Source organism: Streptomyces sp. NPDC025784 (assembly GCF_055558435.1).
On sequence record NZ_JBVHMN010000023.1, the window covers coordinates 77,776 to 103,507 of the forward strand.

Below are 25,732 nucleotides of genomic sequence, written 5' to 3' on the forward strand. Positions count from 1 at the left end.
GCAGTGCGGCGAGAATAGAAAGGTCTGGACCATAGGTCAATAGGTCTGGACCAGTGAGGGTGATGCGGTGTCAGTACGGCGCGCTAGACGCCCAACTCCTGGGCCAGCACCGCTGCTTGCACCCTGTTGCGCATCTCCAGCTTCCCCAGCAGACGGCTGACGTGGGTCTTCGCCGTCGCCTCCGCCATGTCCAGGCGCGCCGCGATCTCCGCGTTCGACAGCCCCTCGCCGAGACAGGACAGCACCTCGCGCTCCCGCCGGGTCAGGGCGTCCAGCACGGCCGCGTCGGCGGACGGCTCGCGCACCGGCCCGGCGGCGAACTCCGCGATCAGCCGGCGCGTGACCGCCGGTGCGACGACCCCCTCCCCGCGCGCCACCGTCCGGACCGCCGTGAGCAGGTCCCGCGCCTCGGTGTTCTTCAGCAGGAAGCCGGCGGCGCCCGCGCGCAGCGCTCCGAACACGTACGCGTCGAGGTCGAAGGTGGTGAGCACCAGGACATCGGCGAGCCGCTCGGCGACGACCTGACGGGTGGCCGACACCCCGTCCAGCCGGGGCATCTGCACGTCCATCAGGACCAGGTCCGGCCGTAGCAGGCGAGCCTGCCGCACCGCCTCCTCGCCGTCCGAGGCCTCGCCGACCACCTCGATGTCGGGCGCGCTGCGCAGGATGAGGACGAGCCCGGCGCGCACGGCGGACTGGTCCTCGGCGACGACCACCCGGATCATGCGGCCTCTCCTCGGTTCAGGGGCAGGGCGGCCCGTACGGTCCAGACCTTCCCGGCGGGCGAGTCCTCGGGACCGGCCTCGAACGTGCCGTGCAGCAGGGCCACCCGTTCCCGCATGCCGACCAGGCCGGCCCCCGAGCCCGGTGCCCGCGGACGGTCCCGGTCGGCGTACGGACTGGTGACCCGCGTGGTCAGCCAGTCGTCCCGCAGCGCCAGCGCGACCGTCACCGGGCCGCGGCCCGCGTGCTTGAGGGCGTTGGTCAGGGACTCCTGGACGATGCGGTACGCGGCGAGCTCGACCGGCGCGGGCACCTTGCCGTGGTCCGCGCTGAGCGCGACCTCCAGCCCGTTGGCGCGTGCGCCGTCCACCAGCGCGCCGAGCCCGTCCAGAGTGGGCGCCGCGGCCGGCCCGTCGTCCCCGCCGCCGTCGCGCAGGATGCCGATCAGCCGCTGCATCTCGGCGAGCCCCTCGACGCTGTTCTCCCGGATGACGGCGAGGGCGTCCTCGGACGTCTTCGGATCGCTGAGCGAGAGCGCGGCTGTGGAGTGGATGGCGATGGCGGACAGGTGGTTGGCGACCATGTCGTGCAACTCCCTTGCCATCCGGGCCCGTTCGGCCGTGATCGCCTGGACCCGGTCCATCTCGGCCAGCAGCGCCGTCTGTTCGGCACGCAGCCGTTCCGCGACGGCGGTGTCACGGTGGTTGCGGACGATCCAGCCGGTGGCCGCCGGGGTGAAGGTCACCAGACCGCAGAACGCCCCGATCAGCAGGCCCTCCGGCTTCCGCCACAGCGCGACCGGCCACACCGTCGAGATCACCGTGACCAGCCCCGTGACCCAGGGAATGCGGCGGGCCGCGGCCGGCGAGCCGTACAGGACCGCCGCGTACACCAGGTCCGTGAACATCACCACGCTGGCCAGGCTGCCCCGCGTCAGCAGATCCGCCACGAGGGCGGCCGTGCCGATGAGCAGGGCGGTCCGCGGCCGGGTGCGCCGCATCAGCTCACAGCCGGTCAGGACGGCCAGCGGGACGAGGACCGCCCAGCCCTGGTCGACGCGCGCCATCGGATCGCTCGGGCCACGGCTGTGGAGACCGACGCCCCACAGCGCGAGCCCGCCGAGCAGCCCGCCGACCGCGATGCGCACGTCGTCGCGGTGCGGGCGGGGGAGCGTCAGGGCCATGCCCTCCATCCAACACGGCCGCCGCACCGCCCGCGTGCTCCCGGGGAACGGTCCCCGACTGCATCTTTCGATGTACCGCGGTTTCGTCACCGCCGACGACGAAGCGCGCGTCCGCAGCGGTGAGCCTGGAACGACGAGCGAGAGGAGCGAACCGTGATCGTCGCACTGGTCATCGCCTGCGAGGTGGGCTTCTGGGTGCTGCTCGCCGCCGGCCTGACGGCTCGCTACCTGCTGAGACTGCGGCGCACCGGCGCGGCGCTGCTGCTGTGCGAGCCGCTGCTGGAGGTGGTGCTGTTCGTGGCGACGGCCGTCGACCTCAGGAACGGGGGCGAGCCGGGCTGGGAACACGGCCTGGCGGCGCTCTACATCGGCTTCACCGTCGGCTACGGACACTTCACGGTCCGACGGCTCGACGACCATGCGGCCCACCGGCTGGCCGGCGGCCCGCGCCCGCCGAAACCGCCCCGCCACGGGACGGCCCGTGCCCGGTACGAGGGCCGGCTCTGGCTGCGCACACTGCTCGCCGCCGCGGTCGCCGTCGCCCTGCTCCAGTCCGCGGTCCGGTACGTGGGCGACTCCGGCGACACCGGACCGCTGCGCTCCTGGCAGTGGGTCGCCCTGCGGATCGTCGTGATCCACGGGCTGATCGCGCTGTCCTACCTGCTCCGGCCCAAGAGGAGCCCGGCCGCTGCCGTCCGCGAGAAGGAGGGCCGTACCCTGACCGGGCGATGAGGAGGGGCGAGGCGCATGAGCGGTGCGGTGCTGGTCGTCGACGACGACGCGGCGATACGACGGTCACTGGAACGCGGGCTGCGACTGAGCGGCTTCCGGGTCCGCACCGCGGACAGCGGCCCGGAGGCGCTGGACGCGGTCCGCGACGAGCCGCCGGACGTGCTCGTCCTGGACGTCTCGATGCCCGGTATGAGCGGCATCGAGGTGTGCACCCGGCTCCGCGACGACGGGCGGGACCTGCCGGTGCTCATGCTCTCCGCGCTCGACGAGACCGCCGACCGCATCGCCGGACTCCAGGCGGGCGGCGACGACTACCTGGTCAAGCCGTTCGCCCTCCAGGAACTCGTGCTCCGGCTGCACGCCCTGCTGCGCCGCCGCCCCCCGACGGGCCACGAGACGCTGCGGGTGGCGGGCCTGGTCGTCGATCCGGCCGCCCGCACCGCGGAGCGCGACGGCAGGGCCCTGGAGCTGACCCGGCGGGAATTCGAACTCCTCGAGGTGCTCGCCCGCAACGCCGGGCTCGTCCTCACCCGCGACCAGCTCCTGGAGCGCGTGTGGGGCTACGACTTTGATGTGCGCACCGACGCGGTGGACACCTTCGTCAGCTATCTGCGCCGCAAACTGGAGGCCGGCGGCGCCGGGCGGCTGGTGCACACCGTGCGCGGGGTGGGCTTCGTCCTGCGGGAGGAGCCGTGAGGCTCTCGACCCGCATCGGGCTCGCCGTCGGACTCACCGTGCCACTGCTCGTCCTGGCCTCCGGCTGGCTCCTGCTCCAGCTGGTCTCCCGGGACCTGCACCGGGTGGAGGACGACCACCTGCGCAAGCGGGCCGCGGCCGTCGTCCCCGACGCCCTCGCGCTGCTGCGGGCCGGCGCCAACGACCGGCCCAAGGCGGCCGACACCAGGGAACGGCGGCTCTACAGCGCCGCCCTCGACGTCGGCGTACGCGTCGTCGGACCGGAGACGACGTACAGCGGCGGACCGCAGCCGGACCCCTCCGTCCCGCTGCCGGACCGCGCTTCCGCTCCCGTGACCGTCCGCGCCAAAGGCGACAGCTGGCGGGCACTGTCCGTGCCGGTCGCGGGCGCCCGCGTCTCGGGCACCCTGTGGGTCTTCGCGCCGGACACCGCAGACCGCACCCAACTCCATCTCGTGCGCCGGCGCGTGGTCACCACCGCGCTGCTCGCGGCCCCGCTCTCCGGCCTGCTCGCGTGGGGTGTCGCCGCCGGTGCGGGCCGCCCGCTGCGCCGCCTCAACCGTCGCGCCGCTGGCCTCGACCCGCGGACCAGCGCCGCACGGCTGCACCACGAGCCGACCGGGCTGACGGAGGTGGACGAACTGGCCGCCACCCTGCAGACGGTCCTCGCCCGCTACGACGCCCAGGCAGTGCGCACCGGTGAGGCCCTGGACACCGCGCGTTCCTTCGCCACCGCGGCCTCGCACGAACTGCGCACCCCGCTGATGAGCATGGGCACCAACCTCGACATCCTCGCCGACCATCCAGACCTCCCCGACCCGGACCGCACCGAGGTCCTCACCGACCTGCGCCGCGAACACGCCCGGCTGCTCGGCCTGCTGGTGATGCTGCGCGAACTGGGGCGCGGGGACCTGGTGGAGGCGGAGGCGCTGCGGACCGTCGACCTGCCGGAGGCCGCCGACGCAGCGGTGGCCGAGGCACGGCGGCGCGCCCCCGGAGCCCGGATCACCCTGCACACGGCCCCCGGGCTCACCGTCCACGGCTGGGAACCCGGCCTGCGACTGCTGCTCGACAACCTTCTCGCCAACGCGCTCGCCCACGGCCGGGACGAGGAGCGGCCGGCCGAGGTGACGGTGGCCGTGCGGGAAGCGGGGGAGCAGGTGGTGATCACGGTGGACGACCGCGGACCGGGCGTGCCGCCCGAGGCCCGCGCCCAGATCTTCGAACGCTTCCGGCGGGGCCCGGCCAGCACCGGTTCCGGCCTCGGCCTGACCCTGGTCGCCCAGCAGACGGCGCTGCACCGGGGGAGCGTCACGGTGGCCGACGGCCCGGACGGCACCGGGGCGCGCTTCGAGGTGCGGCTGCCGCGCGGGAGCGGCGAACTGCCCGGACGCAGGGACTGGCTGATCGGCACAGTGGGGGCAAACCGGTCACAGAGTTTCCCCAAGGACGCCTCCTAGCCTCCGCTGCGGCGGACGGACGACGGGGCCGTCCGGGGAACGGAGACGCACATGTACATACGACGGCCGCTCATCGCGGGGCTGGCCACGGTGGCACTGCTCGCGGGTGTCACGGGCGCGGCCTCGGCGGAGAGCTCTCCCGCGGCGGGGCCGACGGGCGACGGGGCGCAGGCGCTGTGCAAGCGGGCGCCGAAGATCGACCACCGGATCGACCGGGCGCTCAAGCGCCTCCAGGCGGGCCCGGGCAGGCGTGGCTCGGTCGCCCGGCTGGAGCAGCGCGTGGCCAACGCGAAGAAGGCGGGGCACGACGAGATCGCCACCTACCTGAAGGACCGGCTGACCTTCCGCACGTCGCTGGTGACGACGCTTCAGCAGCGGCAGAAGGATCTGAAGGACGTCCGCACCTGGTGCGCGGACCACGACAACGGGGCGAGCTGATGCGCGGGCTGCGGGTCCTGCCGGCGGTCCTGCTCGCCCTGGGACTCGCCGCGGGCTGCGGGGCGCACGACGGCCCGGCGGACCAGCCGTCGTCGTCGACCCCTTCGGGATACGCCGACATGCAGAAGAAGGTGGACGCCGCAGAGTCGGCGGCGGCGGAGGCCGACCGGGACGCGCGCACCGACAAGTGACGGGCGCGGGCCGGTGACCGCGGGAAAGAAGCGGGTCGGTGACTGCGGGAAAGAAGAAGGCGAGGAGCGCCCACGGCATACCGGTCCGCGCGACGCGGACCGGCCGGGGCGCCCCTCGCCGTCCCGATGGCTTCGGGCGCGGAGAGCTAGCGCTCCCCGCCCGGGACCCAGAGCACGTCCCCGACCTCGCCGTTCGCCGTGCGGGCCAGGATGAACAGCAGGTCGGACAGCCTGTTGAGGTAGGTCGCGGTGAGCGGGTTCATGGCCTCGCCGTGCACCTCCAGCGCGGCCCACGTGGACCGCTCCGCACGGCGGACCACCGTGCAGGCCTGGTGCAGCAGTGCCGCTCCGGGGGTGCCGCCGGGCAGGATGAAGGAGCGCAGCTTCTCCAGCCGCTCGTTGAAGCGGTCGCAGTCCGCCTCCAGCTTGTCGATGTAGAACTGCTCCACCCGCAGCGGCGGGAACTGCGGGTTCTCGACCACCGGCGTCGACAGGTCCGCGCCCACGTCGAACAGGTCGTTCTGCACACGGGTGAGGACCGTGATGATCTCCTCGTCGAGTCCGCCGAGCGCGATCGCCGTGCCGATCACCGCGTTCGCCTCGTTGGCGTCGGCGTACGCCGAGATCCGCAGGTCGGTCTTGGCGACCCTGCTCATGTCACCGAGGGCCGTGGTGCCCTGGTCGCCGGTCCTGGTGTAGATGCGTGTCAGATTGACCATGGGGCCAGCGTAGTTATGCTCCGGCCGTCCGGAAGACCCGTGTGCCCACCGTCACGGAGAGCGCGGTGAAGCCGAGGGCCACGACGACGCCGTACAGCATGTGGGCCGTGGCGTACGAGCCCACGTACGCGTCGCGCACCGCGTCCACCAGATAGCGGAACGGGACGAAGTGGGAGAGCACGTCCAGCCAGCCCGGCGCGAGGCTCATCGGCAGCATCAGGCCGGACAGGAGCATGGACGGCATGGTCAGGGCGTTGACCGCGGGACCGAACTCCTGCGGGGTGGCGACCTTCATCGCCATCGCGTACGACAGCGAGCCCAGCGAGACGGTGAGCAGCGCGACGAACGCGAATCCGATGAGCACGCCCGGCAGCGGGGCGCGCAGCCCCATCGCCACCGCGGCCAGCACCAGCAGCACCGCCTGGAAGACGAAGACGGTGGCGTCGCGCAGCACCCGGCCGAGCAGCAGGGCGAGCCGGCTGACGGGTGTCACCCGCATCCGCTCCAGCACCCCCTGGCCGTTCTCGATGATGACGGCGAAGCCCGCGAACGCGGCGCCGAACAGCCCGAGTTGGAGCAGTAGTCCGGGCACCAGCAGCTGCCACGAGCTGCCCCGCCCGCCCAGCGGCAGCCCGGTGAGCAGGGGCCCGAAGAACAGCAGGTAGAGCAGCGGCATCAGCACGCCGAAGAGCAGCGCGAAGCGCGAGCGCAGCGACTGGCGCAGGTACCGGCCGTAGATGAGCGCGGTGTCGTGAAGAAGCATCGGGGCGGTCCTATACGGCTACGGGGGCGGTGCCGGCCGGGGCCGGCCCGCGTCCGGTGACGGCGAGGAAGGTGTCCTGGAGCGAGGCGTCGGCCGAGCCGGCGTACGCGAGTTTCAAGGCGTCCGGCGTGCCCTCGGCGGCGACCACGCCCCGGTCGACGATCACCAGGCGGTCGGAGAGGGCGTCGGCCTCGTCCAGATAGTGGGTGGTGAGGAACACCGTCGTGCCGTGGTCGTCGCGCAGACGGCGGATCAGGTCCCAGAGGTCGGCGCGGCTGCCCGGGTCCAGACCGGTCGTCGGCTCGTCCAGGAAGAGCACCGGGGGCCGGTGCGTGAGGGCCATCGCGATGTCCAGGCGGCGCCGCCGGCCGCCGGAGAGCGCCGACGTCCTGCGGTCCAGCAGCTCGGTCAGGCCGAGGTCGTGGGCCAGTTCCTCGGCGCGCTCCACGGCTCGGTCCTTCGGCAGGCGGTACAGGCGGCCCTGGGTGACCAGTTCCTCCCGCGCGGTGATCTGCCCGTCGACGCCGCCCGACTGCGCGACGTAGCCGCAGGCCCGGCGCACCCCGGCCGGATCGGTGGCCAGGTCGTGGCCCGCGACCGTGGCGGCGCCGCCCGTCGGCGCGAGCAGGGTGGTGAGCATCCGGAGCGTGGTCGTCTTGCCCGCGCCGTTCGGGCCGAGGAATCCGAGGATCTCGCCCGGCCGCACGGTGAGGTCGATGCCGCGCACCGCCTCCACGGGGCCGCTCTTCGTCTGGAAGGTACGGGCCAGGCCGGCCGTACTGATGATTGCCATGCCGCCCAGAAAAACAGAGTCACTGAAATTTTGCAATGACTCCAAGATTTCAGGAGCTCCAGCGAAAGTTACGATGCGGGCATGGCTGAAGGGCTCAGGGAGCGGAAGAAGCGCCAGACCAGGCAGTACATCTCGGACGTCGCCACGGGGCTGTTCCTGGAACGGGGCTTCGACGCGGTCACGGTCGCGGAGGTCGCGGACGCGGCGAACGTCTCCGTGAACACCGTCTACAACTACTTCCCGGCCAAGGAGGACCTCTTCCTCGACCGCTCCCAGGGGGTCGTCGACCGACTGGCTCGCTGGGTGCGCGGCCGGAACACGGGCGAGTCCGCCGCCGCCGCGGTCCTGCGCGAACTGCGCGAGGAGACGGAAGCCGTCTCGCCGCGGCTCGGCCTGATGGCCGGTTACGCCCGCTTCATGCATGTCATCCACGAAGCCCCCGCGCTCCGCTCGCGATTGTGGGCGATCGCCCAGGAGGTCCTCGACAACCTGGAGGAGGCGCTGCGTGAGGAGACCGGCGCGCCCGACGACGACCCGCTGCCCGGTCTGGTGGCCGGCCAGATCAACTGGATCCACCAGACCGTGATGTCCGTCATCGGCAGGAAGATGATGGCCGGTCGCGATCCGGGCGAAGTGTCACGCGAGGTGCTCGTCCTCCTCGACGACATGGAGGACCTTTTGAGCGAGAAGGTCCTCAACTACGCCGTACGGGCGGCGCAATGACCCGTGCCGGTGTGATGTCCGTCAGATGAGACGTGACGCGCATTACTTACCGGTCACACAGGCCCTCACGAGCGCTAGGGTCCGCCGGAGAGGCAACTCAGGGTTACCCGGGGTCGCCTTGCGAAGTCAGCGCCGGTCGACCCAGCTGACCTTTCTTTCGGCTGGGGGTCCGGGGGGCGTCCCCCCGGGGAAACGCAGTAGGGGAGTCGGAGTGGCACGGAAGCTTGCCGTCATCGGAGCCGGACTCATGGGGTCCGGCATCGCCCAGGTCTCCGCGCAGGCGGGCTGGGACGTCGTCCTGCGCGACGTCACCGACCAGGCCCTCACCCGTGGCCTCGACGGCATCAAGGCCTCGTACGACAAGTTCGTGAGCAAGGGCAAGCTGGAAGCGGCGGACGCCGACGCGGCGCTCGCGCGCATCACCGCCACCACCGACCTGGACGCGGCCGCCGACGCCGACATCGTCGTCGAGGCCGTCTTCGAGAAGCTCGAGGTCAAGCACGAGATCTTCCGGACGCTCGACAAGATCGTCCGCGACGACGCCGTCCTCGCCTCCAACACCTCCGCGATCCCGATCACCAAGATCGCGGCGGTCACCGAGCGCCCGGAGCGCGTCGTCGGCGTGCACTTCTTCTCGCCGGTGCCGATGATGCAGCTCGTCGAGCTGGTCCGCGGCTACAAGACGAGCGACGAAGCGCTCGCCACCGCGCGGGAGTTCGCCGAGTCCGTCGGCAAGACCTGCATCGTCGTCAACCGCGACGTGGCCGGCTTCGTCACGACGCGCCTCATCTCGGCCCTCGTCGTCGAGGCGACGAAGCTGTACGAGTCCGGCGTGGCGACCGCCGAGGACATCGACCTGGCCTGCAAGCTGGGCTTCGGGCACGCCATGGGCCCGCTGGCCACGGCCGACCTGACGGGCGTCGACATCCTGCTGCACGCCACCGGCAACATCTACACCGAGACCCAGGACGAGAAGTTCGCACCGCCGGAGCTGATGCGCCGGATGGTTGACGCCGGTGACATCGGGCGCAAGAGCGGGCAGGGCTTCTACAAGCACTGAACGACCACGCGGCGCCCGGACACCGGGCGCCGCATCCGGCACGGGATCCGCACGATCCTCTGGGGCATCACTCCATGAGGTGAATTCGGTATCGGTTCGCTTACAGACGGCAACCTCTGCGGGCCTCAGCCAGTCAGACGATGCAACACAGACACAACGCGGAGTACGAGACGCACTCTCGGGGAGCGCATATGTACATCAGGGGCGACCACGCCGAGCTGGTCGTCGGGGGCCGCCTCGACGTACGCAGCGCGGCGGACGCCCGCACCGTCCTGCACTCGGCCGTCGACGACGGAGCCGGCGACCTGGTGCTGGACCTGTCCGAACTGGACTCCTGGGACGCCACCGGACTCGGCGTCATCATGGGAGCCCACCGACGGGCCGGGCGGTGCGGGCGACGGCTCGTGCTGCGCGGCGTGCCACCGCAGATGCAACGCCTCCTCGTCGCCACCCGGCTGCACCGGATCCTGGCGATCGAGGGCGGCATCGGCGTCGACTCCCTGCCCCGGGTGTGAGCCCTCGTACCCGTCCCGACCGGCGTACCAAAGGCACCACGCGCACAATCCTCACGAAGCTGTGACGTCTCGGACGGCGCGGTACCCCGCCTGTTCATAGATACTGTGCGAAGGTTTAGGGTTCGGCTGCCCGCCGCCCGAAACCCTGAGAGCGGGCACCGGACCAGAAGCGACAGCGCGGTGTGCAGCAAGGCCGGGAGGGGCTTGGCACACGACGCTTTTGGGGGGCTTGGAACATGGACCCGAACAACCGGGGACCCGAAGAGTACGGCCATGAAGACGACGGCCAGGCGCCTCGTTCGCGCCCGCCTCGTGACCCGCTCACCGCTGACCTCGGTCAGCACTCGCCCGCACTCGCCCGCACCGTCCAGCTCGTCGCGGGCGACTTCCTGCTCACGGTCAATCCCGTCGACGGCAGCGAGATAGAGAACTGCCCGCCGAACGAGCGGCCGCAGCCGCCGGTGAAGTTCAGCGCCGCCGAGCGGGCCGAGCCGGCCCGCGCCGGCCGGCCGCCGGTACCACCCGGCCCGGCACAGCCCAGGCTGCCGCTCCTGGAGCGCCAGGAGGAGCGTGAGCGGCTCGTACGCCTCCTCGCGCGCGGACGCTCGGTGCGCCTGACCGGACCGTCGGGATCGGGCCGCACAAGCCTGCTCGACGCCGTCGCCGACGACTGCGCGGACCTCGCCCCCGACGGCGTCGTCCGCCTCTCCGGTCACCGGCGCACCGCGGCCGACCTGCTGCACGACCTGTTCGCGGCCGTTTACTCCGCGCCCCTGTACCGCCCGGGGCACGAAGAGCTGCTCCGGCACGTCCACGAGATCGGCGCGGTCGTCGTCCTCGACGACGCCGAGATCGGCGGCAGCGCGCTCGACGAACTGCTCGACGCCACCCCCGAGTGCGCCTTCCTGATCGCCGCGACCCCCGAGGTCCCCGCGCCGTCCGCCGACTCGCTCCTCGAAGAGGTGCTCCTCGGCGGCCTCGACCGCAGCGGCGGCCTGGAACTGCTCGCACGGGCCGTGGGGCGCGAGCTGACCGAGGACGAGGCGAACTGGGCCGGCGACCTCTGGTTCGAGTCCGAGGGCCTGCCCCTGCGCTTCGTGCAGGCCGGGGCGCTGCTGCGGCAGCGCGACCGGCTGCGGGCCAGCGAGGAGGCCTTCGACGAGTTCGGCGTCTTCCAGGAGGCGCCGGTCGACGCGCCCTTCGACGCCGGCGACGGCCACGACGTTCCGCTGCCCTCGCTCGCCGAGGGTGCCGCGCCCGCCGCGCTGCTCGCGTCCCGGCTGAGCGACTCGGCGCGCACCACCCTGCGCTTCGCCGTCGCGCTCGGCGGCGAGGTCCCGCACCAGGCGCACCTGCCCGCACTCGTCGGCGACACCCACGCCGACGCCGCGCTCGCCGAGCTCGCGAACTGCGCGCTGGTCTCCCCGGTCGGCTCCCGCTACCGGCTCGCCGCCGGCGTGCTCACCCAGCTGGAGGCCGCCGGATACACGGACGACCTGGCGGAGCATGCCCTCACCGCCGCCCGGCACTACACCTGGTGGGCCGGCCACCCCTCGGTCACCCCGGAACGGGTGTGCGCCGAGGCCGACGCCCTGCTCGCCGCCCTGACCGTGCTCGTGCCGCTCTCCACGGCTCCGCTCGACGACGAGGACGAGGAGAACCAGGGCGTGCGGCTGGCCCGCACCGCGGCGCCCGCCTTCGCCGCCGGACTGCACTGGAGCGCCTGGGAACGCATGCTGCGCGCCGGCTCCGAGGTCTCCCGGCTCTCCGGCGAGGTCGCCGAACAGGCCTATTTCCACCACGAGTTGGGCATCCTCGCGCTCTGCGGAGGCCAGCTCGACCGGGCGCGCGCCGAGCTGGAGGCGTCCATCGGGCTGCGCGGCGCGCTCGCCGACAAGCGCGGCACCGTCGCGGGCCGCCGCGCCCTCGCGCTGGTCGCCGACCGTTCCGGGACCGTCGGGTCCGGCGCCAGCACCGCTGCCGGGGAGGAGGTGTCCGGCGCGCGCTACGAGGAGTCGGCATCACCGCCCGGCGGGGTGCCCGCCGCCTTCGTGCTCGCCGAGCCGCCCGCCGAACCCACGACGCTGGTCACCCGCCGGGCGGAGCCCGACCGTTCCGCGGGCAAGCCCATGGGCGTCGCGGGCCGGCTGGTCAGCGGCACCCGCCGCAATCTGGTGGCGGCCGGGGCCGGCGCGCTCCTCGTCGCGGTGCTCGGCACCGTGGTGACGCTCGGCGCGACCTCGAACCACGAGGACAACCCCCCGTCCGAGAAGGTCGGGGTCAACCCCTCGGCCACCCAGGGCGGCGACGACGACAGCCTGGGCGCGGACAAGGCGAAGAAGGACGGCGACTCCGACTCCGACACGGGGTCGGTGCCCACGCCCACCGACCCGGGCCCCGACGGCACCTACGGGACGTCGGACGACCCGACGCCGCCGTCGGCGACCGACAGCGGTGAGCCGTCCGACGAACCGAGCGGTTCGCACAGCTCGAAGCCGTCGACCAAGCCGCCGTCCTCGTCGTCGAAGCCTCCGACGTCCACGTCCAAGCCGCCGACGTCCACCTCGAAGCCTCCGACGTCCACGTCCAAGCCTCCGACGACGACCCCGACTCCGACGGAGACGCCGACGACCACCACGCCGTCGACGACGCCGACCACGTCGGACAGCGCGAGCGGCCCCGCGTCGAGCGCACCGGCCACCACGGCCAGCGCCCCCGAGAGCAGCGGGGTGGCGAGCAGCGGCACCGCCGCGTCGCCCGGTGGCGCGCTGATCTGATCGCACAGGGCAGGGGAGAGGGCCCGCACCGTCCACGGGTGTGAGTAGTTGCGGTACAGAAAGTGCCGTTGAGATTGATCATGGTCGGCTAGCACACGGAATGCCGCTGCCGCTGGGGTTCGTGGAAAGGTCCCCGGGCGGCTGTTGGCGCTGGCTACGGTCCGGCTCGTGCCGGTGGAGTTTCTGACGGATGAGCAGGCCGAGGCGTACGGGACGTTCCCCCAGGCGCCCACGCGCCCGGAGCCGGAGCGGTTCTTCTTCCTCGATGACGACGACCGTGACCTGATCGCACTGCGGCGTACGGACGCGCACCGGCTGGGCATGGCGGTGCAGATCTGCACCGTCCGCTACATCGGTCGGTTCCTGGGCGACAATCCGCTGGCGGTGCCGTGGGAGGTCGTGGAGTACCTGGCCGGGCAGCTCGGTATCGAGGACGCCTCGTGCGTGAAGCGGTACCCCGAGCGGCGCAGGACGCCGTACGAGCATGCGGAGGAGATTCAGGAGCGGTTCAGGTACCGCGACTTCACCGATCGGCGGTGGGGGCGGGAGTTCCGCGGGTTCCTGTACGGGCGTGCGTGGACGCACGCGGAGGGGCCGGTGGCGCTGTTCAACCACGCGGTGACGTGGCTGCGGAAGAACCGGGTGCTGCTGCCGGGTGTCTCGGTGCTGGCCCGGCAGGTGTCGGAGGCCCGTACAGCGGCCGAGCGGCGCCTGTACGAGGCGGTGACCCGGGCGACGGTCCGGGCCGATCCCGTGCTCGCGTCGGCCTTGGCGGAGCTGCTGGTGGTGCCGGAGGGACGGCTGGTCTCGGAGCTGGAGCGGCTGCGCACGCCGCCGGTGAAGTCGACGGGCACGGCGATGGTGCGGGCGATGGAGCGGGTGGAGGAGATCTCCGCGTTCGCGCTGGGCCGGGTGAACCTTTCAAGGGTGCCGGTGAACAGGCTGTCCGCGCTGGCCCGGTACGGGCAGCTGAGCAAGGCGCAGACGATTCTGCGGGCGCCGGAGCCGCGGCGGACCGCGCTGCTGACGGCGGTGGTCCGTCAGCTGGAGGCACAGGCGGTCGACGACGCGCTGGACCTGTTCGCGGTGCTGATGGCGAACCGGCTGATCAGCCCGGCCCGACGGGCTTCGGACCGGGAACGGTTGGCGACGCTGCCACAGCTGGAGAAGGCGGCCCGCATCCTGGCGAAGGCGTCGAAGATCCTCACCGAGGAGCTGGACCTGGTCACCGAGCACGAGGCGGACCTGGACGTCGCCGCGCTGTGGGCGGCGGTTGAGGAGGCCGTGCCGCGCACGGCGGTAGCCGGCGCGGTGGCGACCGTCGAGGCCCTGGTGCCCGACGACGACGGCTCGGCCGAGGCGGCGATGCGCGAGAAGCTGGCCCTGCGCTACAACACCGTGCGCCCGTTCCTGTCCCTGCTGGGAGAGTCGGACGCGTTGGGCGCCGCCCCGGCCGGTCGGCGCATCCTCAAGGCCGTTTCGGCGCCTGCCCGCGCTCTCGCGGCGCCGGGTCAAGGACCGGCCGCTGCTGCCCCGCGAGGTCGACGCCGAGCTGGTGCCGGCGATGTGGAAGCGCGCGGTGTTCTCCAACGCCAAGCTGCCGCAGGGCGCGGTCGACCGCGACGCGTACGTGGTGTGCGTCCTGGAGCAGCTGCACCGTGCCCTGAACCGGCGTGATGTGTTCGCCGCCCCGTCGAACCGGTGGGCGGACCCGCGCGCCCGGCTGCTGGACGGTCCGCGGTGGGAGGCCCTGCGCGCGGACGTGCTCGCGGGCCTGTCCCTGACCGAGGACGCCGACGAGCACCTGGCCCAGCTCGTGAGGGGGCTGGACGCGGCATGGCGGCAGATGGCCGACCGCCTGGAGGAGGCCGGCGCCGACGCGAAGGTGGAGATTGTCGTCCCTGAGGGCGGCGGACGCGGCCGCCTGTCGGTGGACAAGCTTGGCGCGGTGGGCGAACCAGAGTCGCTGACCTGGCTCAAGGCCACCACGGAGGCGATGCTCCCGAGGATCGACCTGCCGGACCTGCTGTTCGAGGTCCACTCCTGGACCGGGTTCCTCGACGCCTTCGGCCACGTCTCCGAGCGGCGCACCCCCATGGAGGGCCTGCTCGTCTCGCTCGTCGCGCTGCTGGTGGCGGAGAGCTGCAACATCGGCCTGACCCCGGTCATCGACCCGGAGAACAAGGCGCTGACCCGCTCGCGGCTGTCCCACGTCGACCAGAACTACCTGCGCGCCGACACCATCGCCCCGGCGAATGCCGCGCTCATCACCGTGCAGTCCCGCATCGAGCTGGCCCAGATATGGGGCGGCGGGCTGCTCGCCTCCGTCGACGGCCTGCGCTTCGTCGTCCCCGTCAAGAGCATCAACACCGGCCCCTCACCGAAGTACTACGGCTTCAAACGCGGTGTGACCTGGCTCAACGCCGTCAACGACCAGGTCGCGGGGATCGGCGCGATGGTCGTACGTGGCACCCCGCGCGACAGTCTCTACACCCTGGACACGCTGCTGAACCTGGACGGCGGGGTGAAGCCGGAGATGGTCGCGACCGACAACGCCTCGTACTCCGACATGGCGTTCGGCCTGTACAAGATGCTCGGCTTCCGCTTCGCCCCGCGCTTCCGCGACCTTGCGGACCAGAGGTTCTGGCGGGCCGACCTGCCCGACGGCGAGGCGCCGGCCGCCGGGTACGGGCCGCTGGAGGACGTGGCCTGCAACAAGGTCAACCTGAAGAAGGTCGTCACGCACTGGCCGGACATGCTGCGGGTGGCCGGGTCGCTCATCACCAACCAGGTGCGGGCCTATGACCTGTTGCGGATGTTCGGCCGCGAGGGGCACCCGACCCCGCTGGGGGCGGCGTTCGCCGAGTACGGGCGGATCGACAAGACCATGCACCTGCTCGCCCTGGTCGACCCGGTGGACGACACCTACCGGAGGCTGATGAGCCGGCAGCTCACCGTGCAGGAGTCCCGCCACCGGCTCGCCCGCGCGATCTGCCACGGGGGCCGGGGCCAGATCCGCCAGGCGTACCGCGAGGGTCAGGAGGACCAGCTCGCCGCCCTGGGCCTGGTCATCAACGCCGTCGTGCTCTGGAACACCCGCTACCTGGACGCCGCCGTGGCGCGGCTGCGCGCCGAGGGCCACGACATCAAGGACGAGGACGCCGCCCGCCTTTCCCCGCTCAAGGACCGGCATATCAACTTCCTGGGCCGTTACCTGTTCAACATCACCGCCAGCGGCCCCGGCCAGGGCCTGCGCCCCTTCCGTGACCCGGACGCGTCCGAGGACGGTGACGAGGACGGCGAGCCGTGATGTACCCGGCAGGAACGGTCACCGGGTGGGCAGCCCGGTGCGTCGCAGCCATGCCTCGACTTCGGTGTCGGCGTCGTTGACTTCTTCGCCGCGTACCGCCAGGCCCTCGGCGATGGTCGCGCCGGGGCAGGAGGCGGCGTAGTCGCGTTCGGTGGTGCCCAGGCCGCTCATGGCGTAGGTGGTGACCGGGTGGACGGTCTTGCCGCGGAAGTCGAGGGCTTCGGTGAACGTCGTCATGATCATGGGGGCTCGGACGTTCCAGATGGGACTGGCCAGAAGGATGGTGTCGTAGCCGTCGAGGGAGGGCAGGCGGCCTTCGATGGCCGGGCGGGCGTCGGTGTCCTGCTCGCGGACGTTGCGCTGGACGGTGGCGTCGTAGTCGTGCGGGTAGGGGTCGGCGGCCTGGATGCGGTAGGTGTCGCAGGCGATGCGGTCGGCGATTTTCTCGGCCAGTACCTCGGTGTTGCCGACCTTCAGGTCGGTACGGCCGCCGTGGTAGTAGTTCTCGCCTGGTCGGGAGAAGTAGGCCAGCAGGACTCGTTTCCCGGTGCTTCCGGTCGTCGCGGCGGACTGGGAGGAGGTAGGGGTGCCGGACCGCGGGGAGGACGATGAGCAGCCCGTCAGGTAGGTCGCGCTCGCAGCGGCGGTTGCGCTCAGCAGCGTGCCGCGCAGAAGGGTGCGCCGGCTCGGCAGGACGGCGTGGTGCTGTGGCGTGATCACGGTGGACGGCTCCCGGTGAACCGTGGACTGGATGGGGCTGGGCGGGCGCCCCGGGCGTCTGCTTCCGCGGCACCCGCCCGGCGAGGAGATCTGGTAGTGCTCAGCTGCCCAGGCGGCGCCCTGCGAGCCAGGTGACCATCTCGGGGTCGTGGTGGTCGAAGAACAGGGAGCTGCCGGTGTCGAGGGTGGCGATCTGGGCCATCTGCTCGTCGGTGAGCTCGAAGTCGAAGACGTCGATGTTCTCGGCCATGCGCTCGGCACGTACGGACTTGGGGATGGCGATGACGCCGCGCTGGGTGAGCCAGCGCAGTACGACCTGGGCGACGGACTTGCCGTACTCCTTGCCGATCTCGGCGAGCAGCGGGTTGGTGAACAGGTCGTTCTTGCCCTCGGCGAAGCCGCCCCAGGACTGGATCTGCACCCCGTGCTCGCGCATGAGGTCCTGGTAGTCGGCGCGCTGGAAGAAGGGATGGGTCTCGATCTGGTTGACGGCCGGGGTGATCTCGTTGTTGATGATCAGGTCGATCAGCCGGTCGGGGTAGAAGTTGGCGACGCCGATCGCCTTCGCGAGGCCCTCGCGATTGAGTGCCTCCATGGCACGCCACTGGCCGTAGACGTCGCCGAAGGGCTGGTGCATCAGGTACAGGTCGAGGTAGTCCAGTCCCAGCTTGTTCAGGGACGTCTCGAACGCGCGGCGGGTGTTGTCCTGGGCGGGGGCGTCCTGGACCCACAACTTGGTGGTGACGAACAGCCCCTCGCGCGGGATGCCGCTGGACTTGATGGCGCGGCCGACGGCTTCTTCGTTGCCGTAGGCGGCGGCGGTGTCCAGCAGGCGGTAGCCGGCGGCCAGGGCCTCGGAGACGGCGCGCTCGGTGTCCTCCGCGGGGATCTGGTAGACGCCGAAGCCGAGGATCGGCATTTGCACGCCGTTGTTCAAGGTCACGTGCTGCATGGGGGAAGTCCTTCGCTGTGCGCGTGGGAGGGTGGTCAGGGGCGGATGAGGGCCTTGAGGACCTGGCGGTCGGCCATGGCCCGGTAGGCATCCGGGGCCTGGTCTAGGGGGAAGGTGCGGTCGAAGACGCGGCCGGGGGTGATGGTGCCGTCCAGGACGTCGGGCAGCAGCTGCGGAACGTAGGCGCGGGCGGGGCTGGCGCCGCCGGTCAGGGTGATGTTGCGCATGAACTCGGCGGGGCCGATCGGTCCCTGCTCGTACTGGGGGACGCCTAGGCGGCTGATGGTGCCGCCGTCCATGACCGCGCCGAGCGCGGTGTCGAGGGCCTGGCGGGTGCCGACGGCCTCGATGACCTTGTCCACGCCGCCGGTCAGCTCGCGGATGCGGGCGATGCCCTCCTCGCCGCGTTCGGCGACCACGTCGGTGGCGCCGAACTCGCGGCCCAGGCTGGTGCGGGCTTCGTGGCGGCCGGCGAGCACGATCTGCTCGGCTCCGAGCCGCTTGGCGGCGATCACCGCGCACAGGCCGACCGCGCCGTCGCCGACGATCAGCACCGCATCCCCCCGGCCGACGCCGGCGGTGACGGCGCCGTGGTGGCCGGTGGTCATCACGTCGGAGAGCGCCAGCAGCGACGGCAGCAGCGCGGAGTCGGCGGCCACCAGAAGCTTCACCAGGGTGCCCTCGGCGTAGGGGACGCGGACGGCTTCGCCCTGCCCGCCGTCGACGCCGTCGAAGCCGTAGCGGCCGCCGTTGCGGCACGAGATGTGCAAACCCTTGGCGCAGTAGTCGCAGGTGTTGTCGCTGTAGGTGAACGGGGCGACGACCAGATCACCGGCCTTCAGGCCTGACACGTCCGCGCCGGTCTCCTCGACGACGCCGAGGAACTCGTGCCCCATGGGGCGGCCGGTATCGGTGGCAGGCATCGACGCATAGGGCCACAGGTCGCTGCCGCACACACAGGAGGCGACGACGCGGACCACGGCGTCGGTGGGCCGGACGATCTTCGGGTCGGGCCGGTCCTCGACGCGGACGTCACCGGCTCCGTACATCACTGCTGCACGCATGAGGGGGATTGCTCCAAACAGGGGGGGTGGGGAGGGGCGCGACGGGGCGGTGTCAGCGCTCCAGCATCCGGGCCTGGGCCTCGATGTGGGTGGCGCCGGCGGCGGGCGGCAGGCTGGAGAGCCGGTCGAGCTGCTCGGCGGTGAGGGTGACCGCGTCGGCGGCGGTGTTCTCCTCGACCCGAGCCACGCGCTTGGTGCCGGGGATCGGGGCGATGTCGTCGCCCTGGGCGAGCAGCCAGGCCAGCGCCACCTGACCGGGCGTGGCACCGGCTTCGTCGGCCAGGGCCTTGACCTCGTCGGCGAGCGCCAGGTTGTGCTGGAAGTTCTCGCCGGTGAAGCGCGGGTTATCGCGGCGGAAGTCGTTCTCGTCGAACTGGTCGGTGGAACGCACAGTGCCAGTCAGGAAGCCGCGGCCGAGAGGGGAGAACGGCACCAGGCCGATGTTCAGCTCCCGCAGGACGGGCAGCACGCGCTCCTCGATTCCCCGGGTGAACAGGGAGTACTCGGACTGGACCGCGGTGACCGGCTGGACGGCGTGGGCCCGGCGGATGGTGTCCGGACCGGCCTCGGAGAGCCCGAAGGCGCGGACCTTGCCCTCGTCGATCAGCTCCTTCACGGCGCCGGCGGTCTCCTCGATCGGCGTGTTCGGATCGACGCGGTGCTGGTAGTACAGGTCGATGTAGTCGGTGCCCAGCCGCTTCAGGGAACCCTCGACCGCGGTGCGGATGTTGGCCGAGCGGGAGTCCAGGTTCCACGGACCCTCGCCGCCGTGCGAGACCAGGCCGAACTTGGTCGCCAGCACCACCTGGTCCCGGCGGCCCTTCAGTGCCCGCCCGAGCAGCTCCTCGTTGGTGTAGGGGCCGTAGATCTCGGCGGTGTCGATCAGCGTGACGCCCAGCTCCAGCGCCCGGTGCACGGTCCTGATCGACTCCGCGTCATCGGTACCGGAACCGGTGTAGCCGTGGGACATGCCCATCGCACCCAGCCCGATCCGGGAAACCTCCAGGTCACGCAGCTTGATGTACCGCATCTCGCCCTCTTCCGCATGGGTCTCGCTCGCCTGGTCTCTCACTCTTGCCCGGCCCAGCAAGCCGTGCCCGTCGAAGCCCGGGCGACGCACGAGGCCGGCGTCTTCCTCATTCACCTTCGCCCGGATTGCTCGGGTGTGGCAGGGCGGGCTCTTCAGGGGTAATGACAGGGCCCCCCTCCCGTCCGCGGCACGGCTGCCTACCGGGTGAAACTGGAGTCATGGCATCCCAGAGCGCGCACAGCGAAGGCGCCGAGCTGGGCCGCTTCCTGCGTGCCCGCCGCACCCAGACCAGCCCCGAACACGTCGGTCTCACCGTCGGCGCCGGCATCCGCCGCACCCCCGGACTGCGCCGCGAGGAGCTGGCCACCCTCGCCGGCATCAGCATCGACTACTACGTGCGCCTGGAGCGCGGCAAGGAGACCCGCCCCAGCCCCGCAGTCCTCGACTCCCTCGCCCGCGCCCTGCACATGGACGACCAAGAGCACCAGCACCTGCGCGAGCTCGCCGCCCGCGCCGCCCGCTACGCCCCCGAGCCTCCGCCCGCACCCAGCCGCACCGTGCGCCCCCACCTAAAACTGCTGCTGGAGTCCCTGCGGCCGAACCCCGCGTACGTCATCAGCCGCAGCATGGACATGCTCGCCTGGAACCCCGGCGGCCTCGCCCTGTACGCGGGCCTGGAAGACTGGCCGGCCAAGCACCGCAACCTTGCCCGCTACCTCTTCCTCCACCCGGCCGCGCGGGATCTCTTCGGCGACTGGGACCGCCAGATCACCGCCTGCGTCGCCCGCCTGCGCGCCGTCGCCGGCACCGCCCCCGACGCCCCGGACCTGACCAACCTCGTCGGCGAGCTCCTCCTCAAGAGCCCCGACTTCGCCCGGCTGTGGGAACGCTACGAGGTCACCGGCCGCAAGCCCGCACAGAAGACCTTCCACCACCCCCGCGTCGGCGCCCTCACGCTCACCTCCCAGTCCATGCAACTGGAAGGCACCCCCGGCCAGCGCATCGGCGTCTACACCGCCGAACCCGGCACACCCGACCACGACGCCATGCTCCTGCTCGACATGACTGCGCCCGCACCCGTGCCCCACCGGGAAGTTCCGCACGCATCGCCCTGACCGCTGTTCTCACAAACGGGGTCCTTTGCCCGAGCAAGATCAAATACGGCGTCCCGGTGATCACGACCCGGCGATTCGGTTCGCAGAACTCGTTCTCACTCAAAGGTGAGTTAGGGGCACTTCTGAGAATCGTTTGTGACAGCATCCGGTGCCATGACGGCCCCTCAAGAAGCCTCCCCGAGCAACGCGGACGACGTCGAACGCCACCCCTGCCCGCGCTGCCGGGCCGAACCCGGCTCACCGTGCCGCTCGCGCTCCGGCGCAGTCGCCGGCACCTACCACACCGGCCGCTTCACCAAGGTGCCCCGGCTCGCCAAGCTCCTGCGCGTGCCCACCCCCGCCGACCGCGGCCCCGGCCAGCCCTGGCGCCCCGGCACCCCGGTCCCGCTCGCCCCCGCGCCGGACACCCCGAGCGCCGACATCCGCATCGGATACGCCCGCTGCTCGACGCTCACCCAGGAACTCCAGTCCCAGCTCGACGCCCTCGCCAAGCACGGCATCCCACGCGACAAGGTGTTCTCCGAGAAGATCAGCACCCGCGTGCGCGTCCGCCCCCAGTTCGAGGCCGCGCTCGCCCTTGCCCGCCAGATCAAGGCCCACGCCCCACACTGCCGGGTCATCTTCACCGTCTACGAGATGAAGCGCCTGGGCCGTGACGCCGCCGAGCTCACCGCGCTCGCCGACCACCTCACCGCGCACGGCCTGGTCCTGGAGATGCTCGCCGGGCCGTTGTCCGGGATCTACGACCCGAGCGGGCCCGGACGGCTGCTGTTCGCGTTCTTCGCGGCGATGGCGGAGACCGAGCGGGAGAACATCCGGGAGTCGACCCTCGAAGGACTCAACGCGGCGGCCCGCAAGGGCAAGCACGGCGGCCGACCGCCCGTCATCACCGAGGACATGCTGCACACCGTGCTCCGCCGCCGGGCGAACGGCGAGTCGGTCGAACAGATCCAGCCCGATCTGATCATCCCCACCGGCAAACGCAAGGGCCAGGCCCCCAGCGTCGCGAGCATCTACCGCGCGCTCGCCGAGCACGAGAAGCAGGAGGCGTACCCCGAAGCCGTCGCCCAGGCGCACGCCGACTTCGCCGACCTCCAGAACGCCGACGACATCCCCCGCCCCCGCCGAGTCCGCATCCGGCACCCGGACGATCCGCTCACCCCGCCAGCCGGAGCATGATCAATCTCAACGGCACTTTCTGTACCGCAACTACTCACACCCGGTCCACGGACGGTGCGGGCCCTCTCCCCTGCCCCGGCGGGACCCTCAGGGGGTCAGAACAGCCGCAGCTTGTCGTCCTCGATGCCGCGCAGCGCGTCGTAGTCCAGGACCGTGCAGCCGATGCCGCGGTCCGTGGCGAGGACGCGGGCCTGCGGCTTGATCTCCTGGGCGGCGAAGACACCGCGCACCGGCGCGAGGTGCGGGTCGCGGTTCAACAGCTCCAGATAGCGGGTGAGTTGCTCGACGCCGTCGATCTCGCCGCGCCGCTTGATCTCCACGGCGACGGTCCGGCCCTCGGCGTCCCGGCACAGGATGTCGACCGGGCCGATGGCCGTCATGTACTCGCGGCGGATGAGCGTGTAGCCCTCGCCGAGCGTCTCGATGCGGTCGGCGAGGAGCTCCTGGAGGTGCGCTTCCACGCCGTCCTTGATCAGGCCGGGATCGACGCCGAGTTCGTGCGAGGAGTCGTGGAGGACCTCCTCCATCGTGATGATGAGCTTCTCGCCCGCCTTGTTGATGACGGTCCAGGTGCCTTCCTCGTCACCGGAACCCTCCTTCAGCGTGCAGGGCGGCGACATCCAGTTGAGGGGCTTGTAGGCCCGGTCGTCGGCATGGATCGAGACGCTGCCGTCCGCCTTCACCAGGATGAGGCGGGGGGCCGACGGGAGATGGGCGGTGAGCCGGCCCGCGTAGTCCACGGAACAGCGGGCAATGACGAGACGCATGGTCGACAACGCTACTCGACGGGCCCGGGTGCACGCGATTCGCCCTGGAAGGCGCATGTTCTGCGGTGGCTGATTGTGTGCCTACTGGGAGTTCGCTATGTGCGCATTCTCCTGGTGCCGTCACCTTCCGTTGCTTACCGTATAAACGGGAGGTCGCGGTGTGTGTACTCACCGTGTTCGACATCGCGAATTCCCTGTCCCTGTCCGGCAACCCCCGAGGTCTGGGGGTGCGAGAGGAGAACCCATGTCGCTCGACGTCTCACCGGCCCTACTCGAACAGGCCGAGCGAGGCGAGGTCGACGAAGCTGAATTCGTCGACTGCGTCCGGACCTCCCTGCCCTACGCGTGGGAGATGATCAGCTCCCTGGTGGCCCAGCTGAAGGTGGACGGCGGCAACTTCGCCGACAACCAGACGCCCCCGCCGGACGAGCAGGCACGTGGGCAGCTGCTGCGTGCGCTCGCGAGTGACGCGATTCGCGGCGCGTTGCAGCGGCACTTCGGAGTGCGGCTGGCCTTCCAGAACTGCCACCGGGTGGCGGTGTTCCCGCTGGACGCCTCGGTGGACGACACGCTGGCACGCTTCACCTCGGTCCGCAGTCAGGTGCTGAACCAGTCCCCGGAGTTCCGGGACTGCTGACACGGTGATGCCGTATGGCTTGCCGCTCCGTACGCGGGAGGTGCATTCGTACTGGGCGGCAAGCTCCCCGCACACCCGGCCCGTGGGGCCGGCCGCGTCACGTCAGCCGAGGTGGGGCAGTACTTCGGCCCCGAGCCGGCGGACGTTCTCCTCGGTCGCCGCCAGGTCTCCCGAGCCTTCGACCAGCAGGGCGAAGCGGGTGATGCCGGTGCGCTCCGAGGTCGCCGCGAGCCGGTCGGCGCACAGGCGCGGAGTCCCCACCGGGTGGAGGCCGCAGAGCAGTTCGGTGTACGCCAGGGGGTCGCGCATGGAGCGGGTGCGGCCGTCGACCGTCACATGGGCCTCCAGGCCGTGCTTGAGCCAGCCCGGCATGGCCTTGACGAGCGTTTCGACGGCGTCCGTGCGGCGGTCCGCGATCTGGCAGACCCCGGCGGACACGTGGGCCGCCCCGTACACCTCGTCCGCCGGGCGTCCCGCCACACGCGCGCACTGCCGCCACAGGGCCACCATTTCGGCCTTCTCCTCGTCCCCGACATGCATGCCGAGGAGCATCGGCAGCCCGCGCTCCGCGGCGAGCCGTACGCTCGCCGGAGAGGTGCAGGCGACGACCACCTCGGGACCGGGGGTGCCGCTCAGCGCCTCCGACGGCCGTGGAACCACGGGGACTTCACGGAACCGGAAGCGCCCGGAGTCGCTCGCCACGGCCGGCTCGCGCAGCCAGCGCACCAGCAGATCGAGTGATTCCGGGAACCCCTTCTCGTACGCGTCGAGACCCGAGCCGAAGACCTCCAGGTCGACCCAGGGGCCGCCGCGTCCGACGCCCAGCGAGAACCGTCCGCCGGACGTGAGGTGCAGCAGCGCGGCCTGTTCGCCGAGTGCCACGGGATGGGCGGTGGGCAGCACACTGACCGCCGTGCCGACGCGGATCCGGCTGGTGCGGCCGAGCAGATACGCGGCGAGCGTGACGGCCGACGGGCACGTGCCGTACGGCACGAAGTGGTGTTCGGCCAGCCAGACCGAGTCGAGGCCCGCTTCCTCCGCGAGCTCGGCGGACCGCACCGCGCGGTGCAGGGCCTCCCCGTGGCCCTGTCCCGGGAACTGCGCTGCCAGTACAAAACTTCCAACGTGCATGGCACTTCCTGCTTCCTCGGCTCCGACACGGAGCTCCCCCACCCGGCATAACCGCGTGACACGTGCCGAAGTCACGGCCTGGCGGAGAGATTTGCGGATTGTCTGCGAAATGGGCCACCCGGTGGGGGATCTGTACGGGTTGGAGGAGTACGCGTACCCCTGTGCGCGCCGCGTAGGCTGGACATGGCCGCTGCTCCCTGTATAGCTCCGTGAGGTGTTCCGTGTCCCCGCGTCGCAACCGTTCGAAGGGCGTCGGCAGCCCCGGCCGCAGCGCGTCCGCAGAGGACGACCGGGCCGACCGCTACGGCGGCTGGCAGTCCACGGAGAGCTGGCAGGGCGAGGAGTGGAGCGTGCGCCACGTCGCGGGCGCGAGCGCCGAGGGCAAGACGTACCGCTGCCCCGGCTGCGACCAGATGATCCCCTCGGGCGTACCGCATGTGGTGGCGTGGCCGGAGCACTCGGGCGTCGACGAGCGGCGCCACTGGCACAAGGCCTGCTGGAACGCGAAGGACCGCCGTACCTCGCGGGTGCAGCGGTCCCGTAACGCGCCCAGGTTCTAGAGGGGCCCGAGAGCCCGGCCGAGCAGGCGCCGGTGGCTCGTGCGGGTCGTCGACGCGGCTGTTACCCGCGGTCTCGTGTGCCGTCAGGCCCCGAATCCTCGGAGCGTGACCCTGCCGCGGGATGCGGGCCTACTTGAAGTGCGGACCTCGCCGGAAGAAACCGGGGCTCCGGAGGCGCGGAAGCGTCACGGATCCGGCGCAGGGCACCGGTGACGCGCAGGGGACTGGCGACCAGCAGGGCACGGACCCGGCGGAGCAGGGCACCGACGACCAGCAGGGCACGGACCCGGCGGAGCAGGGCACCGACGGTCAGCAGGGTCAGGAGCAGGGCGTCACCCAGCAGGACGCGACCGATCAGACCGCGAGCGAGCAGGGTGCCACTGACCAGACGGCCACCGACCAGGGTGCGGCCGACCAGACCGCGACCGACCAGGCTCCCGCGGACAGCGGTGCCGAGGCGGACGCCGCTGCCACCGACGGCGGGGTGTGACGGG

25 protein-coding genes and 1 pseudogene are annotated in these 25,732 nt (G+C 71.6%); 15 read left to right on the forward strand and 11 right to left on the reverse strand.

The features are described 5' to 3' along the window. Positions 1 to 83: 83 nt before the first annotated feature. Complete coding sequence (locus ACZ4IF_RS37570) at positions 84 to 725, reverse strand: response regulator transcription factor (RefSeq protein WP_359499865.1); 642 nt, start codon at positions 723 to 725, stop codon at positions 84 to 86. Beyond that, complete coding sequence (locus ACZ4IF_RS37575) at positions 722 to 1,906, reverse strand: sensor histidine kinase (protein ID WP_467571498.1); 1,185 nt, start codon at positions 1,904 to 1,906, stop codon at positions 722 to 724. Before ACZ4IF_RS37575 ends, ACZ4IF_RS37570 begins: the two co-directional genes overlap by 4 nt. Before the next feature lie 153 nt (positions 1,907 to 2,059). Between ACZ4IF_RS37575 and ACZ4IF_RS37580 the strand changes: the two genes are divergently transcribed. From ACZ4IF_RS37580 to ACZ4IF_RS37600, 5 genes are read left to right on the forward strand one after another with little or no spacing between them, the layout of a single operon-like run. After that, a complete protein-coding gene (locus tag ACZ4IF_RS37580) occupies positions 2,060 to 2,638 on the forward strand; it encodes a hypothetical protein (protein WP_467571500.1) in 579 nt (192 codons plus the stop codon). A gap of 15 nt (positions 2,639 to 2,653) precedes the next feature. Next, entirely contained in the window at positions 2,654 to 3,334 is a 681-nt protein-coding gene (locus tag ACZ4IF_RS37585; RefSeq protein ID WP_359499872.1) for a response regulator transcription factor, read from the forward strand. Continuing rightward, positions 3,331 to 4,794, forward strand: a complete 1,464-nt coding sequence (locus ACZ4IF_RS37590) for a sensor histidine kinase (RefSeq protein ID WP_467571502.1) — start codon at positions 3,331 to 3,333, stop codon at positions 4,792 to 4,794. Before ACZ4IF_RS37585 ends, ACZ4IF_RS37590 begins: the two co-directional genes overlap by 4 nt. A 51-nt stretch (positions 4,795 to 4,845) precedes the next feature. Beyond that, positions 4,846 to 5,232 (forward strand): hypothetical protein, encoded by a 387-nt coding sequence (locus ACZ4IF_RS37595; RefSeq protein WP_467571505.1) that lies wholly within the window; start codon positions 4,846 to 4,848, stop codon positions 5,230 to 5,232. Continuing rightward, a complete protein-coding gene (locus ACZ4IF_RS37600) occupies positions 5,202 to 5,423 on the forward strand; it encodes a hypothetical protein (RefSeq protein WP_467571508.1) in 222 nt (73 codons plus the stop codon). The genes ACZ4IF_RS37595 and ACZ4IF_RS37600 overlap by 31 nt, the downstream gene beginning before the upstream one ends. A 146-nt stretch (positions 5,424 to 5,569) precedes the next feature. Here ACZ4IF_RS37600 and ACZ4IF_RS37605 read toward each other — a convergent pair whose 3' ends face one another. From ACZ4IF_RS37605 to ACZ4IF_RS37615, 3 genes are read right to left on the reverse strand one after another with little or no spacing between them, the layout of a single operon-like run. Further along, positions 5,570 to 6,142, reverse strand: a complete 573-nt coding sequence (locus tag ACZ4IF_RS37605) for a cob(I)yrinic acid a,c-diamide adenosyltransferase (RefSeq protein ID WP_028804238.1) — start codon at positions 6,140 to 6,142, stop codon at positions 5,570 to 5,572. Between the two features lie 13 nt (positions 6,143 to 6,155). Then, positions 6,156 to 6,905, reverse strand: a complete 750-nt coding sequence (locus tag ACZ4IF_RS37610; RefSeq protein ID WP_359499880.1) for an ABC transporter permease — start codon at positions 6,903 to 6,905, stop codon at positions 6,156 to 6,158. A 10-nt stretch (positions 6,906 to 6,915) separates the two neighbouring features. Further along, positions 6,916 to 7,698, reverse strand: a complete 783-nt coding sequence (locus ACZ4IF_RS37615) for an ATP-binding cassette domain-containing protein (RefSeq protein WP_467571513.1) — start codon at positions 7,696 to 7,698, stop codon at positions 6,916 to 6,918. An 81-nt stretch (positions 7,699 to 7,779) separates the two neighbouring features. On the opposite strand from ACZ4IF_RS37615, the gene ACZ4IF_RS37620 reads away from it, so the two are divergent. The 5 genes and pseudogenes from ACZ4IF_RS37620 to ACZ4IF_RS37640 all read left to right on the forward strand — a co-directional run bounded on the left by ACZ4IF_RS37620 (position 7,780) and on the right by ACZ4IF_RS37640 (position 16,083). Next, complete coding sequence (locus ACZ4IF_RS37620) at positions 7,780 to 8,421, forward strand: TetR/AcrR family transcriptional regulator (protein WP_467571516.1); 642 nt, start codon at positions 7,780 to 7,782, stop codon at positions 8,419 to 8,421. Between the two features lie 211 nt (positions 8,422 to 8,632). Further along, on the forward strand, positions 8,633 to 9,481 hold the full coding sequence (locus tag ACZ4IF_RS37625; RefSeq protein ID WP_467571519.1) for a 3-hydroxyacyl-CoA dehydrogenase family protein: 849 nt from the start codon (positions 8,633 to 8,635) through the stop codon (positions 9,479 to 9,481). Positions 9,482 to 9,672: 191 nt separating this feature from the next. After that, positions 9,673 to 9,996, forward strand: coding sequence for an STAS domain-containing protein (locus ACZ4IF_RS37630; protein ID WP_028804243.1), 324 nt, complete (start codon positions 9,673 to 9,675; stop codon positions 9,994 to 9,996). A gap of 236 nt (positions 9,997 to 10,232) precedes the next feature. Then, on the forward strand, positions 10,233 to 12,773 hold the full coding sequence (locus tag ACZ4IF_RS37635) for an ATP-binding protein (protein ID WP_467571522.1): 2,541 nt from the start codon (positions 10,233 to 10,235) through the stop codon (positions 12,771 to 12,773). Between the two features lie 168 nt (positions 12,774 to 12,941). Next, a pseudogene (locus tag ACZ4IF_RS37640) lies at positions 12,942 to 16,083 on the forward strand (Tn3 family transposase). Positions 16,084 to 16,101: 18 nt separating this feature from the next. Here ACZ4IF_RS37640 and ACZ4IF_RS37645 read toward each other — a convergent pair. The 4 genes from ACZ4IF_RS37645 to ACZ4IF_RS37660 form a co-directional block, all read right to left on the reverse strand. Beyond that, positions 16,102 to 16,803, reverse strand: coding sequence for a flavodoxin (locus tag ACZ4IF_RS37645; RefSeq protein ID WP_467571525.1), 702 nt, complete (start codon positions 16,801 to 16,803; stop codon positions 16,102 to 16,104). 100 nt (positions 16,804 to 16,903) lie between these two features. Next, the gene (locus tag ACZ4IF_RS37650) at positions 16,904 to 17,755 is read right to left on the reverse strand and encodes an aldo/keto reductase (RefSeq protein WP_467571528.1); all 852 of its coding nucleotides are present in this window, start codon (positions 17,753 to 17,755) and stop codon (positions 16,904 to 16,906) included. A 35-nt stretch (positions 17,756 to 17,790) separates the two neighbouring features. Continuing rightward, positions 17,791 to 18,819, reverse strand: coding sequence for a zinc-binding dehydrogenase (locus tag ACZ4IF_RS37655; RefSeq protein ID WP_467571531.1), 1,029 nt, complete (start codon positions 18,817 to 18,819; stop codon positions 17,791 to 17,793). 52 nt (positions 18,820 to 18,871) lie between these two features. After that, a complete protein-coding gene (locus ACZ4IF_RS37660) occupies positions 18,872 to 19,849 on the reverse strand; it encodes an aldo/keto reductase (protein ID WP_467571534.1) in 978 nt (325 codons plus the stop codon). A gap of 218 nt (positions 19,850 to 20,067) precedes the next feature. On the opposite strand from ACZ4IF_RS37660, the gene ACZ4IF_RS37665 reads away from it, so the two are divergent. Together ACZ4IF_RS37665 and ACZ4IF_RS37670 are read left to right on the forward strand one after the other, a co-directional pair. Further along, entirely contained in the window at positions 20,068 to 20,964 is an 897-nt protein-coding gene (locus ACZ4IF_RS37665) for a helix-turn-helix transcriptional regulator (protein WP_467571537.1), read from the forward strand. A 153-nt stretch (positions 20,965 to 21,117) separates the two neighbouring features. After that, entirely contained in the window at positions 21,118 to 22,143 is a 1,026-nt protein-coding gene (locus ACZ4IF_RS37670; protein ID WP_467571540.1) for a recombinase family protein, read from the forward strand. A gap of 95 nt (positions 22,144 to 22,238) precedes the next feature. Here the strand turns inward: ACZ4IF_RS37670 and nucS are convergent, their stop codons facing one another. Next, on the reverse strand, positions 22,239 to 22,910 hold the full coding sequence (nucS, locus tag ACZ4IF_RS37675) for an endonuclease NucS (protein WP_095936694.1): 672 nt from the start codon (positions 22,908 to 22,910) through the stop codon (positions 22,239 to 22,241). Positions 22,911 to 23,154: 244 nt separating this feature from the next. On the opposite strand from nucS, the gene ACZ4IF_RS37680 reads away from it, so the two are divergent. After that, positions 23,155 to 23,547 carry an SCO5389 family protein gene (locus tag ACZ4IF_RS37680; RefSeq protein WP_028804246.1) on the forward strand — a complete coding sequence of 131 codons (393 nt, stop codon included), beginning with the start codon at positions 23,155 to 23,157 and terminating at the stop codon, positions 23,545 to 23,547. 102 nt (positions 23,548 to 23,649) lie between these two features. On the opposite strand, the gene ACZ4IF_RS37685 is transcribed toward ACZ4IF_RS37680, so the two are convergent. After that, positions 23,650 to 24,678, reverse strand: coding sequence for an LLM class flavin-dependent oxidoreductase (locus ACZ4IF_RS37685; protein ID WP_467571545.1), 1,029 nt, complete (start codon positions 24,676 to 24,678; stop codon positions 23,650 to 23,652). A 221-nt stretch (positions 24,679 to 24,899) separates the two neighbouring features. Here ACZ4IF_RS37685 and ACZ4IF_RS37690 point away from each other — a divergent pair, with 221 nt between their 5' ends. Further along, on the forward strand, positions 24,900 to 25,238 hold the full coding sequence (locus ACZ4IF_RS37690) for an ATP/GTP-binding protein (RefSeq protein ID WP_359501628.1): 339 nt from the start codon (positions 24,900 to 24,902) through the stop codon (positions 25,236 to 25,238). A gap of 121 nt (positions 25,239 to 25,359) precedes the next feature. Continuing rightward, the gene (locus tag ACZ4IF_RS37695; protein ID WP_467571548.1) at positions 25,360 to 25,728 is read left to right on the forward strand and encodes a hypothetical protein; all 369 of its coding nucleotides are present in this window, start codon (positions 25,360 to 25,362) and stop codon (positions 25,726 to 25,728) included. Positions 25,729 to 25,732: the final 4 nt, after the last annotated feature.